The sequence below is a fragment of the Bradyrhizobium sp. SZCCHNR1015 genome (assembly GCF_032489875.1).
GTDB lineage: Bacteria > Pseudomonadota > Alphaproteobacteria > Rhizobiales > Xanthobacteraceae > Bradyrhizobium.
The window spans coordinates 759120-771331 of record NZ_JAUEYW010000001.1 but is presented as its reverse complement, the minus strand read 5'-3'; the positions used below and the strand labels follow the sequence as shown (position 1 = coordinate 771331).

The 12212-nt window shown below is 66.6% G+C and carries 12 protein-coding genes; 8 read left to right on the top strand and 4 right to left on the bottom strand.

Annotated features, from left to right (window positions below; translation table 11 throughout):
• From QX128_RS03580 to QX128_RS03555, 6 genes are all read left to right on the top strand, one after another.
• Window positions 1-1251 carry an ABC transporter substrate-binding protein gene (locus tag QX128_RS03580; RefSeq protein WP_316236676.1) on the top strand — a complete coding sequence of 417 codons (1251 nt, stop codon included), beginning with the start codon at window positions 1-3 and terminating at the stop codon, window positions 1249-1251.
• A 10-nt stretch (window positions 1252-1261) separates the two neighbouring features.
• Window positions 1262-2134, top strand: coding sequence for a branched-chain amino acid ABC transporter permease (locus QX128_RS03575; RefSeq protein WP_315800372.1), 873 nt, complete (start codon window positions 1262-1264; stop codon window positions 2132-2134).
• Window positions 2134-3135 carry a branched-chain amino acid ABC transporter permease gene (locus QX128_RS03570; protein ID WP_316236675.1) on the top strand — a complete coding sequence of 334 codons (1002 nt, stop codon included), beginning with the start codon at window positions 2134-2136 and terminating at the stop codon, window positions 3133-3135. The genes QX128_RS03575 and QX128_RS03570 overlap by 1 nt, the downstream gene beginning before the upstream one ends.
• A complete protein-coding gene (locus QX128_RS03565; protein ID WP_315800370.1) occupies window positions 3132-3887 on the top strand; it encodes an ABC transporter ATP-binding protein in 756 nt (251 codons plus the stop codon). Before QX128_RS03570 ends, QX128_RS03565 begins: the two co-directional genes overlap by 4 nt.
• Window positions 3880-4599, top strand: a complete 720-nt coding sequence (locus QX128_RS03560; protein WP_316236674.1) for an ABC transporter ATP-binding protein — start codon at window positions 3880-3882, stop codon at window positions 4597-4599. The genes QX128_RS03565 and QX128_RS03560 overlap by 8 nt, the downstream gene beginning before the upstream one ends.
• Window positions 4600-4855: 256 nt before the next feature.
• Window positions 4856-5200: a Lin0512 family protein gene (locus tag QX128_RS03555; RefSeq protein ID WP_316236720.1), complete on the top strand. Its 345-nt coding sequence runs from the start codon at window positions 4856-4858 to the stop codon at window positions 5198-5200.
• Window positions 5201-5903: 703 nt separating this feature from the next.
• Here QX128_RS03555 and QX128_RS03550 read toward each other — a convergent pair.
• On the bottom strand, window positions 5904-6137 hold the full coding sequence (locus tag QX128_RS03550) for a cysteine rich repeat-containing protein (protein ID WP_316181013.1): 234 nt from the start codon (window positions 6135-6137) through the stop codon (window positions 5904-5906).
• A gap of 154 nt (window positions 6138-6291) precedes the next feature.
• Here QX128_RS03550 and QX128_RS03545 point away from each other — a divergent pair, with 154 nt between their 5' ends.
• On the top strand, window positions 6292-6534 hold the full coding sequence (locus tag QX128_RS03545; protein WP_316181011.1) for a hypothetical protein: 243 nt from the start codon (window positions 6292-6294) through the stop codon (window positions 6532-6534).
• Window positions 6535-6565: 31 nt separating this feature from the next.
• Here the strand turns inward: QX128_RS03545 and QX128_RS03540 are convergent, their stop codons facing one another.
• Window positions 6566-7348 (bottom strand): hypothetical protein, encoded by a 783-nt coding sequence (locus tag QX128_RS03540; protein WP_316236673.1) that lies wholly within the window; start codon window positions 7346-7348, stop codon window positions 6566-6568.
• Window positions 7349-7513: 165 nt separating this feature from the next.
• Between QX128_RS03540 and QX128_RS03535 the strand changes: the two genes are divergently transcribed.
• Window positions 7514-8059, top strand: a complete 546-nt coding sequence (locus tag QX128_RS03535) for an NADAR family protein (protein ID WP_316236672.1) — start codon at window positions 7514-7516, stop codon at window positions 8057-8059.
• 19 nt (window positions 8060-8078) lie between these two features.
• Here QX128_RS03535 and QX128_RS03530 read toward each other — a convergent pair whose 3' ends face one another.
• Complete coding sequence (locus QX128_RS03530; RefSeq protein WP_316236671.1) at window positions 8079-10640, bottom strand: polynucleotide kinase-phosphatase; 2562 nt, start codon at window positions 10638-10640, stop codon at window positions 8079-8081.
• 8 nt (window positions 10641-10648) lie between these two features.
• Window positions 10649-12028, bottom strand: a complete 1380-nt coding sequence (locus QX128_RS03525; RefSeq protein WP_316236670.1) for a 3' terminal RNA ribose 2'-O-methyltransferase Hen1 — start codon at window positions 12026-12028, stop codon at window positions 10649-10651.
• Window positions 12029-12212: the final 184 nt, after the last annotated feature.

The following is a 12212-nucleotide window of genomic DNA, read 5'->3' as shown; positions in this document are numbered from 1 at the left end:
ATGCCAAGCTACGAGACGAGGCTGCGACGCACAGGAATATCCCGCCGCACGGCGCTGATGGGGATGTCGGCCGGTGTCGCCACGCTCGCGATGCCGCGCCTGGGACGCGCCGCCGATGACACCATCCGCATCGGCTTTCCGACGCCGCTGACCGGCCCGTTCGCCGCCGAGGCCCGTGACCAGGTCAAGTGCGCCGAGCTCGCCGTGAAGCTGGTCAACGACAAGGGGGGCATCGCCGGCCGCAAGGTCGAGCTCCTGGTGCGCGATGACAAGCTCAACGCCGGCGAGGCCGCGACGCGGACGCTGGAGCTGATCGAGAAGGACAAGGTGCACGCCGTCGTCGGCGCGCTCTCCAGCGCCGTCCAGCTCGCCGTCAACGAGGTGACGCGCGCCCGCGGCGTGATCTACGTGTCGATCAGCCAGTCCGACACCATCAACGAGGCCAAGGATTTCAGCAAATACACCTTCCACGAGGCGCTGAACCCGCACATGACCACGGCGGCCGTGGCCCGCCAGACCATCAAGAAGGGCATGAAGGTCGCGCATCTCGTGGCCGACTATGCCTACGGCCATGAGATGCTGCGCGGCTTCAAGCGGGCGCAGGCCGCTGTTGGCGCCGAGAGCGTCGGCGAGATCCTGCATCCGTTCGGTGCGGCCGACTATTCGACCTTCATGCCGCGGCTGATGTCGCTGCGCCCGGACGTGCTGTGCATCAGCAATTTCGGCCGCGACCAAGCCAACGCGATCAAGCAGGCGGTCGACTTCGGCATCAAGCAGCAGATGAAGATCGTGGTGCCGGTGATCCTGCACAACCAGCGCCTCGCCGTCGGGCCCGACGTATTCGAGGGCGTCGTCGGCGGAGCCAACTATTATTGGGGTCTCGAGACCCAGAACAAGACCGCGGCCGAGTTCAACAAGGCGTTCCGGGCCGCCAATGGCGGCGCGATCCCGACCGATTACGGCGCCTATGGCTACTCGGGCGTCGGCTCGCTGCTGCAGGCGATGCAGGCCGCCGGCGGCACCGACACCGACAAGGTCGGCGCGGCACTGGAAGGACTGCAATACGACCTGACCAAGGGCCCGCAGCACTACCGCAAATGCGACCACCAGTCGGTGCAGTCGGTGCTGGTGCTGGAGTCCAAGAAGAAGTCGGCGATGGCCAACGAGAACGACCTGTTCGCGATCGTAGCCAGCGATCCCGGGGCGGACGAGATGCTGCGAAGCTGCAGCGAACTGGGTCATCCCACCTGATCCCGATCGCATGGACCTCTCGCTGATCATCATGCAGCTGTTTTCCGGCATCGCCCTTGGGGCGGTGCTGGTTATCACTGCGCTCGGTCTCACCATCGTGTTCGGCATGCTGGGTGTCGTCAATTTCGCCCACGGCGCGTTGTTCATGATCGGGGCCTATGCCGGCCTGTATGTGGCGTCGCTGACCGGCAGCTTCTGGTGGGGCTTGCTGCTCGCGCCAATTCTGGTCGGCGCATTCGGCATGCTGATCGAATACGTCCTGGTCCGTCGCCTGTATGGCCGCTCGATCGATGATCCCCTCCTGCTCACTTTCGGTCTCAGCTACATCCTGGTCGAGGGCGTGCGCATCGTATTCGGCAGCGATGGCATTCCGTTCCCGACCCCGTCGCAGTTGGTCGGCGTCGTCGATCTCGGTGTCGGCTTCTTTCCCAAATATCGTCTGTTCGTGATCGCGCTGGTGGCCGTCGTGCTGCTGGTGCTCTGGCTGATGCTGGAGAAGACCCGGGTCGGTCTGATCGTCCGGGCCGGCGCGCGTGATCCGCTGATCATGCGGGTGCTCGGGGTCGACATCGGCAAGGTGTGGCTCGCGATCTTCGGCCTTGGCGTCGGTCTCGCCGCGCTCGGCGGCGTGCTGGCGGGACCCATGCGCAGCGTCAATCCGGAGATGGGAACGCTGGTGCTGGCGGAAGCCTTCGTCGTCACCGTGATCGGCGGCCTTGGCTCGATCGTCGGTGCTGTCGTCGCCGGGCTGATGGTGGGGATCTGCATCAGCATGGTCGCGCTGTTCGCGCCCGAGATGGCGACGATCGTGATGTTCGCGCTGATGGCGGCCGTGCTGCTGGTGCGGCCGCAGGGTCTGTTCGGCCTCAAGGGGAGAGCGTGATGACGGTGCAGTCGACCGGCGAAGCACCGCCGCTTCCTCAGGCGCAGCGTCTCGTCGCGGTTCTCGCGGATCACCGCGTGCTGGTCTCGCTCATTGCGCTGGCGCTGCTGCCCTGGCTGCTGCCGTCGAAGGCGCTCGCCGTGAACGTCCTGATCTACGGCGTCGTGGTGATGGGCTACAATCTGCTGTTCGGCTACACCGGGCTGCTGTCGTTCGGCCACGCCGCCTTCTTCGGCACCGGCGCGTATCTGACCGGCATCGCCATCGGCCGCTGGGGCCTGCCCTGGTTCGCCGCGGTGCCGCTGGCGATCGCCGCGAGCACCTTGCTCGCCGCGTTGATCGGCACGATCTCGACGCGCACCCGCGGCATCTATTTCTCCATGGTCACGCTCGCGCTGGCGCAACTCGTCTACTACGTCGCGCTGCAGGCCTCCTCGTTCACCGGCGGCGAGAACGGACTGCGCGGCTTCACGGTCGATCACATCGGCCTGTTCGGCGCGCAGATCAACTTCCTCGATCCCGTGAACAAATATTACGTGCTGATGGTGCTCGCGGCGATCGCGATCTGGGTGCAGTCGCGGATCCTCAACTCGCCGTTCGGCGCCGTGATCGAGGCGATCAGGGAGAACGAGCAGCGTGCGCGGGCCTGCGGCTACGACGTCGAGCGCTGCAAGCTGATCGTATTCATGCTGTCGGGCGCGATCTCCGCCGTCGGCGGCTGCATGTCGGCGCTGCATCTGTCCATCGTTCCGCTCGACATCCTGCACTACCAGACCTCCGGCATGATCGTGATGATGGTGCTGCTCGGTGGCGCACGCAGCTTCTTCGGGCCGTTCGTCGGCGCCGCTACCTTCCTGATCCTGGAGGACGTCGTCTCGCTGTGGACGCCGCATTGGCAGATCGTCGTCGGCGCCATCTTCGTCGTGTTCGTGCTGTTCCTGCCCAAGGGCATCTGGGGCACGTTCCTCGATGTGCTGCCGATCGCGAGGCAACGCCGATGAGCACCGAGCTGCTGCGCGCCGACGGGATCGGCCGTCGTTTCGGCGCCTTCGTCGCGCTGGAAGGCATCTCGGTCGCGTTCGCGGCCGGCGAGCTGACCTCGATCATCGGCCCGAACGGGGCCGGCAAGAGCACCTTCTTCAACATTCTCTCCGGCACGCTGTCGCCGAGCAGCGGCACGTTGCGGTTCAAGGGCCGCGAGCTGAACGGCCTGCCGCAGCATCGCTTCGTGCATCAGGGCATCTCGCGCTCGTACCAGATCACCAACATCTTTCCCGATTTGTCGGTCCACGAGAATGTCCGGGTCGCCGCGCAGGCCAAGCGCGTGAGCTACGACATCTGGCGCAAGCGCGCCGATCTTGCCGAACTCGGCGAACGCGCCGATGCAGCCTTGATGGCGGTCGGCCTGATCGGCCGGCGCGGCGAGCTCGCCAAGTATCTCGCCCATGGCCAGCAGCGCGCGCTGGAGATCGCGATTGCGCTGGTCTCCGAGCCGGAGCTTCTGCTGCTCGACGAGCCGACCGCGGGCATGGGGCCGGAAGAGACCAAGGAGATGGTGGCGCTGCTGGAGCGGCTCGCGGAGAAGCGCACGGTGCTGCTGGTCGAGCACAAGATGAAGATGGTGCTCGGCTTGAGCCAGCGGGTGCTGGTGCTGCATCACGGCCGGCTGCTCGCCGATGGTCGTCCTGAGGACATCCGATCCAATCCGGACGTGCGCCGGGTCTATCTGGGACAGAGTGAGGGCTATGGCTGAGACCGCGTTGCTCGAGCTCGACAATGTCCAGGCCTGGTACGGCGCTAGCCACGTGCTGCACGGCATCTCGCTGCGCGTGAACGAGGGTGAGGTGGTGGCGCTGGTCGGCCGCAACGGCGCCGGCAAGACCACGACCTTGCGTACCGTCATGGGACTGATGCCGAAGGCCTCGGGCAGCGTGCGCTTCGCCGGCCAGGGCCTGCTGCCGCTGGCCGCGCACAAGCGCTTCCATCTCGGCCTCGCCTATGTGCCGGAGGAGCGTCGCATCGTGCCGGGCCTGTCCGTGCGCGAGAATCTGCGGCTTGGGCTGGTCGCCGCCAAGGCCGACATCGACGAGCGCGTGGCATTCGCCGAGATCGCCGAGACCTTTCCGCGATTGAACGAGCGGCTGGACCAGGAGGGCGTCACGCTGTCGGGCGGCGAGCAGCAGATGCTGGCGATCGCGCGCGCCTTGATCGCGCGGCCGCGCATGGTGCTGCTCGACGAGCCCTCCGAAGGCATCATGCCGGTGCTCGTCGAGGAGATGGGCGTGCTGTTTCGCCGGCTGCGCGACCAGGGCAAGACCTTGCTGCTGGTGGAGCAGAACGTCGAATGGGCGCTGCGGCTCGCCGATCGCGCCGTCATCATTGACCAGGGCGATGTCGTGCATGAGAGCAGCGCTGCGGCGCTGCTGGCCGACAAGGACATCCAGGATCGCTACTGCGCGGTGTGACGTTGCGCGGTTCGCCGGCATCATGACGGGTCATCTCGGCGGCAGTTACGGCAGGCGCGCAAGCCCGATGCCCGCGACCCGAGACCATCTCACGGGCTTTCTCAGCGTCAGTTCTGAGCGTCATCATGTACGATATACGCCCGCAATGGATGACCGTTTTGATGCGGAGATCGTCGTCGATCTGCACCGGCTTGCGCCGGCTGCGTCGTTGGCTATGGTCGTGCCAGGCCGGCAAAGCGAGACGAGGGAACACGTCATGGCGCGCATCCGCTGTATCACCGAGATGGGAATGGGCGTCGACGTCCACGGCCGCGACGCCACCAAGGCGGCCAGGCGGGCGGTGTCCGATGCGATCCGTCATTCCAGCCTGGGCTTCTTCCGCATGGTCGGCAAGACGCCGCAGGACATGTTCGTCGACGTCACCATCGGCGTGCCGAACCCCGAGGCGGTGGACACCACGGCCGTCGCCAAGGAGCTGCCCTATGGCACGGTCACCGTCACCGCCGTGAAGGGCGGGCTGGAGATTCCGGCCGAGGCCGGCAGCGACGCCATCATCATCGCCAATGCGGCGGTGCTGGTCCATCTCGACGATGGCAAGTGAGAGCTCGCGCCCATCTCGCTGAACGGATTGTTCTGCTGAACGGATTGTTCTGATGTGAATGTCAAACAGCCGGATATGCGATCGCGATCCCGCGGCGCGTTGCGCGCCCGGGTGATATCAGAACGATGTCCCTCTCGAGAGGAGAGGGCGCAGGGAAGACCGGGTATCCGCTGATACCCGCGGCCCCCGTGCGTGAAGAAGTGCACGGGGCAGGAACCACAGGCTCAGCCGGACATTCCGGCCTTCCCTGCGCAACGGTTTGACGGCTTATACGTGCTCTCCCCGGGGACCGGCTTGTTTGCCCCCGTCGCCAGCCGGTCATCATCTCGGCCGGCTTGACCTCAGCATCGGGAGGCCAGGACCACACGATTTCGCCGGCGCCTTCTGCCGTTCGTCCGCACGGAGAACCATGCTGCGGCAGCCTGCGCCCGTCGCATCACCGCCTCCACGTTCGTGACGATCGCGAAGCGCCCCTCATGGCGAGGCGGGACAGGCGGCGTATTTCATAAAATTCGGAAAAACGAAAGCGAAATTTTCGTGGACGCGGCGTGCGAACCTCGATCGCATTGGAAGGGCTGGTGTTTGGCGCCGAAGATCGGCTTCGTCTGGGCGCAGACGATCTCGCCCGGGCGAAGCCGGATCGCCGTGGAAGTTGCCGGCTGGCCTGCACCCGGAACGGGGCCAGGCCAGCCGATGCGCATGCTCAGCGTCTTTGGCCTTTGCCTCGGCCGGGTCCCGTCGTGTCGAGAGCCTGGCGGCAATCCGCTGAGACTTTCTCGCGGTTGGTCTCGAGGCAGGCGCGAACCTGGCCTGCGCCGTGCTGCTTGCCGGAGCAGAAGCTCTGGATGTCAGCGGCGCATTGCGTTGCCACCGGCCCGGTTCCCTGAGCGAAAGCGGGCATGGCCGCGATGGCGGCGATGACGATGGCGAGTTGCAAGGACGTCCTCATTCAAGCCTCCTTGGGGAGTGGTGTAGGCACGGTAGCGAGGTAGCGTGTGTCCTGCGTCCGTTCGTTGCGCAGGATCAAGCCGAAGGGGATCGCGCCGGAGGAACGGCTTCGCGTTCCGGGAATCGTGCCTGGAGGAAACGGCGTGACTGCCAGGAAGCTGCTCCACGATGATGATATCGCCGACATCGAGTGGCAGTACCAATACCTGCTGCGTCAGCAGCATGACCGCGATGGCTTCGATCTCCTCGAAGGCAGCCGGCACATCGGTGACGATGTCAGCGGCCCTGCGGAAGCTCACCCTCGTCGACCTGAGGCCACCGTCCTACGCTCACCCCGCCGCTCGATCGGCTCGCTCGTGCGCCCCCGCGGCTGCGCGCTGGGATGACGAGACGGGTCTCAGAAGCCGGTCCGCGCACTCAAGACAAGCTGATCTCGGTTTCGCCGTCCGGCCCGATCAGCGTCAACATTCCGGGCGTGCCCTCGCCACCGGAGAGGTCGTGATAACTGTCCAGGGCACGTCCGCTCGGAATGCCGAGAAGCTCGGCGAGGCCCGTCAACCTGTCTTCGGCAAACATGAACGGCTTGGCTGGGGACGGCGTGGGGACGGTTGCGGCAGGCCTTGTGGCCATGCGCCTTTCGATGTCGGCGAGATATTGCTCGAGGCTCGGCGGATTCGGCATCTTGGCGGCAATTATCGGATAGGCCTGGATCGCTTTCTTACGCACCGCGTCGAGGATCATCTCGTGCTCCGTTTGTCCCGATGATTGCGCCTGGTCGGCGGAATGTCGCTCGGGATGCAGCAGCCGCGACAGCTGGTCCGTCGCGTTGTCCGCCCTGCAATAGGTTGCCAGCGCCTCGGGCTCACCGCCCTCGGGCGGCAGGTTCTCGCCGGTGAAATAGCCGGGTGCCGAGTTGTAGCTGTCGCGCTGCTTGCCGTCATCGACGAGAAGATACAGCAGGATATCGCTGTCATGGACGATGAAGGCGATGACCGGCCGTTGCAGCGCGCTCGAAAGCGCGAGCGCCAGAGCCGACAGGCCCGCTTCATCTTGAAACGCGGCTTGAGGAAAAATGCTGGTCCAGGCATCGGCAGGCGAGCCACGCACATAGGCCGGAACGACGCCGAGAGACTTGAGCGCCTCGATGACCGCGCGAGGTGCGGCGTCGCGAACGTGGAGGTTGGTGATGAACGATCCCATGCTCACTGCTTCCTTCAGCTCGGCGGCGTCGATATGTCCGATTCCAAAGCGGCCGAATTTTGCGCGCGTTCGGAGCGTAAGGGCCGTGGCTCACGTGGGACAGGTTTGTCCATCGCAGGAAAATCTGGCACACCCGGTCGCTGCCCGCAACGAAATGGGGTCGTGATGCCAATTGAAGATGTCGAGTCTCTGAAGGCTGCAATTGCTGGCGGTCGCGCGCCGGAGCTTCTGCTGTTCTGGGGACACACTGCCAAGACGAGCGAGATCGGCAAGCACGTGCTCAGCCAGTGGTGGCCGGCAGCGTTCGCGCTCGACGGGCGGACCTATGCGACCGCCGAGCACTACATGATGGCGCAGAAGGCCGAGCTGTTTGGCGACCGCGAGACGCTGGACGCCATTCTCGCCGCGCCGGGTCCGTCGGAGGCGAAGAAGCTCGGACGGGAGGTGCGCGGCTTCGACGACGCGCGCTGGACCGCGCACCGGCTCGACGTCGCCGTGCGCGGCAACGCCGCGAAGTTCGGCCAGAACCCGGCGCTTGCGGAGTGGCTCCGTGCCACCGGCAACGCCGTGCTGGTCGAGGCGAGTCCAGTCGACCGCATCTGGGGTATCGGCCTCGCCGCCGATGATCCGCGGGCGCGCGATCCCGCGCGCTGGCGTGGTCTCAACCTGCTTGGCTTCGCGTTGATGACAGTTCGCGCCGCGCTCGGCTGAGCGCGACGCAACGCCTGAATCACAGCCGCGGATCGATCGGCTCGCTCTCCAAGGCCAGCACCGCGAACACGCATTCGTGCACGCGGCGCAGCGGCTCGCGGGCGACGAAGCGGGTCAGCGCCTCGTGGCCGAGCGCGAACTCGCGCAGGGCCAGGTTGCGCTTGCCCTCGAGCTTGCGCTGGCGCAGCCGGACGATGTGCTCCGGCGCATCATATTCCGGGCCGTAGATGATGCGCAGATATTCCGGCCCGCGCACCTTGAGCGCCGGCTGAATGAGGCCCTTCGGTCCGCGCGCGACGAAGTTTTTCGGCTTCACCACCATGCCTTCGCCGCCGCTTCCCGTGAGCTGCTCCCACCACGCGATGGCGTCGGCGACGGCCGTGTCGTCGGCCAGCACAACAGTGCGCCATTGCGTGCGGGTGACGACGGATGCTGATGCGGCGGCCAGCCGATCGGCGAGCGTCATGTGCCAGACGTGGTCCTGATCGAACCAGACCCGGCCCTCGCTGGCGAGCAGATGAAACGGCGCGACCTTGAGATCGTCGATGCCGCCGACCGGCCAGACATAAGGCGCCCAGGCAGCGCCATAGCGCTTGGCGCGCGCGACACGATCGCGGAAATGGTCGCCGAGCGCGGCGACATCGAGGCCACGCGCGGCGGCGCGCGCCACTGCGTCGGCTGCTGCTTCGAGGCCGGCGACCGATGACGCCGCGACCGGCGCGTACTGGCTCTCGATCAGGCTGCCGGCCTTGGCCGACCAGGGCATGATCTCGGCGTCGAGCAGCAGCCAGTCGGATTGCAGCTCCTGCCACAGGCCGGCGCTGTCGACAGCGTCACGCAGCCGTGCCAGCAGCGCCTCGGTCATCGCGGCATCGTTGAAGAAGGCGCGGCCGGTGCGGGTCCAGATCGCGCCGCTCTCGTCGCCTGCGATGCCGAAGCGGGCCCTGGCAACATCGGCGCTGTTGCATAGCGCAATGACGGCGCGCGAGCCCATGTGCTTCTCCTCGCACACGACCTCGGCAACGTTGCGGGCGCGGAAATGCGCGAACGCCTCCTCGGGCCGTTCCAGCCAACCCTCGCGCGCGCTCGTCTCCGATGGCGACATGGTCGGCGGCAGATAGACCAGCCATTGCGGCGGCAGCGCGAAGCGGCTCATCACCTCCAGCGCGGCGGCCGCGTTCTCCTCGGCCACGACCATGCGGCCGCGCAGCGTGGTGTCGATCCAGCGGCGGCCGCTCACGTCATCGATATCGAGCAGCTGATCGGCCTCGGCCTGCGCGGAGGCGCTGCCGGCGCGAGGCGCGAGCGGACGGACCGGCTCGCACCAGACGCGCTCGGCCTCGACCTCGACGAGCTCACGCTCCGGCCAGCGCAGCGCTGTCAGCCGGCCGCCGAACACGCAGCCGGTGTCGATGCACATGGTGTTGTTGACCCATTCGGCTGATCGCACCGGCGTGTGACCGTAGACCACGGTGGTCGGTCCGCGGTAGTTCGCGGCCCAGTCGGCGCGCAAGGGCAGGCCGAATTCGTCGATCTCGCCGGTGGTTTCGCCATACAGCGCGAATTCGCGCACTGCGCCGGAGCCGCGGCCGATCATCTCCTCCTTCAGCCCGGCATGCGCCACCGCGAGCCGGCCGCCGTCGAGCCAGACATGGCTGCGCAGCCCGTCGAGAAAGCCCGGCAGAGTGTCGCGGAAGCTTCGCTCCTCGCTGGCGAGCTGATCGATCGTGGCCTGCAGGCCGTGCGCGATCGTGACCTTGCGGCCCGCCAGCCAGCGCTGGAATTTGCGGTCGTGATTGCCCTGCACGGCATAGGCGGTGCCGGCCGCCACCATGCTCATGACGATGCGCAGCACATCGGGTGACTGCGGGCCGCGGTCGACGAGGTCGCCGACGAAGACGAGCTTGCGGCCCGCGGGCGACGTCACTGTGACGGCGCGTCGACCCTCTGTGTCGCTCCATGTGACCTGATAGCCGAGCTTCGCCAGCAGCGCCTGCAATTCGGCCGCGCAGCCGTGTACGTCACCGATGATGTCGAACGGTCCGGCATCGTGGCGCTTGTCCGTCCACAGCGGCTGCCGCGCAATGGTGGCGGCCTCGATGCGCGCGACGCTGTCGAGCTTCCACACCTGGCGAAAGCCCTCGCGCTGCAGCCCACCGAGACCACGGCGGATCTCCGAGACCATGCGCTGCACGACGGGGCCGCCGAAGGCGCGCTCGGGACGCGTCCTGTTTCTGTCGATGCAGACGTCGATGCCGGGATCGAACACGATCGCGACCGGCAGCGCATGCCATTTGCGCGCGAGCTCGACCCAGCCCTTCCGGTCGGCAGGGCGCACATTTGTGGCGTCGATGACGGCGAGCCTGCGGTGCTTCAGCCGCTTGCCGGCAATTTCGCGGACGATGTCGAACGCGTCGGCGGAGACGCCCTGGTCGGTCTCGTCGTCGGCGACCAGCGCGCGGCAATGGTCCGAGGAGATCACCTCGGTCGGAAGGAAATGCCTGGCGGCGAAGGTCGACTTGCCGGAGCCGGTCGAGCCGATCAGCACGACCAGCGCGAAATCGGGGATTTCGATGTTCATGGAATTGCTCAGCGAGTGAAGACGGCCATCTGCGTCGGCGCGCCATGGCTCTCGTCGTGATGGCCGATGCCGGAGAAGGCGGCCTGATAGTTGAAGGTTGCGCAGATCCGCTGCGCCCAGTCGGCAAACTCGGCGCGCGACCATTCGAAGCGATGGTCGCGGTGGCGAAACTGTCCGGCGGGCAGGCTTGGAAACAGTGCGTTGTAGTCGGCGTTCGGTGTGGTCACGATCACCGCGCGCGGCCGCGCGGCGCCGAACACCACGCGCTCGAGCATCGGCAGCCGGTCGGGATCGAGGTGCTCGATCACCTCGACCAGAACAGCGGCGTCGGCCTCCGCCCAGCGCGCGTCGCGATAGGTCAGCGAGCCGTGCAGCAAGGTGACGCGGCCCTCGGGCGGGCCACCGGGGAAGCCCAGCTTGAGCCGTTTGGCCGCGCGCTCCAGCTCGCCGGCCGCGGGATCGAGCCCGATCAGTCGTTCGACCCAGCGTTCGCGTACCAGAAGCTGCAGCAGCCGGCCTTCGCCGCAGCCGAGATCGGCGATGGTCTTGGCACCGATGGTCCGCAGCGCCTCGATGACCGCCGTCATGCGCAGGTCGTTGAGCCGGATCGGCGCCTCCAATTTGTCTTCTGTCAGGCTGCGCGCCTCGGGCTCGGCCGTCTCGTCCTGCGTCTCCGGCGCGAGCCGTGCCAGCGCCGCACGCGCGAGCACGCCGCGGTGGCGCAGATAGCGGCGCACGATCAGCTCCTTGGCAGGATGGGCGTCGAGCCAGCCTTCGCCGCGCTTGAGCAGCTTGTCGATCTCCTCGTCGCCGACCCAGTAATGCTTGGCATCGTCCATCACGGGGATCAGCACGTAGAGATGGTTGAGCAGTGCGCTGAGCCGCGCAATGCCGCGCAATGTCAGTCGCACGTAGCGGCTCATCGCATCGCCCTGTGGTCCCGCAATGGGTGCGAGTTCGACCTGCCAGCCCAACGGCTCGAACAATTGCCGCAGCACGGCTTCGCCGCCGCGCAGGGGCAGGGGTGTCACGACCGCCTCCAACGGAATGGCGCTCTCGGCGAGCGCCTGGCGCGCGCTGCTGACGCCGTTCATCGCGGTCCGGAACGCCTTGTTCAGCGCGACCGACAGGAACGACGACGCGGCATAGGGGCGGTCGTTGACATATTGATCGAGCAGCCCTTCGCCCTGACCGTTGCCACGGACGAGGCCGATCGGATCGACGTCGAGCACCAGCGCCGCCTCGCAGCGATCATTGCTGGCCTCGGGATAGAAGATCAGCGCCTTGCCATAGGTGAGCGCGAGCTCGTGCAGCCGCTCCGGATGCTTGTTGAGCAGGTAGCCGAGATCGGTGGCAGGCTGATGGGTGGTGGCGATGGACAGGTACATGAGGTCAGATACCGGATGAGGAAACAACGATCCAGTGCTTCGAAGCCAAAGTTTGGCGGTGGCCGTTCTCGCATTCGCTTTCGCATCGGCTCTGGGAGCGCTGGACAAAAGGTGCGCCATCTCCGCAGGACGACTCTTGCGGAGAACGAGGGCAGGGACGCAATTCGGCTCGAATCATCATGGA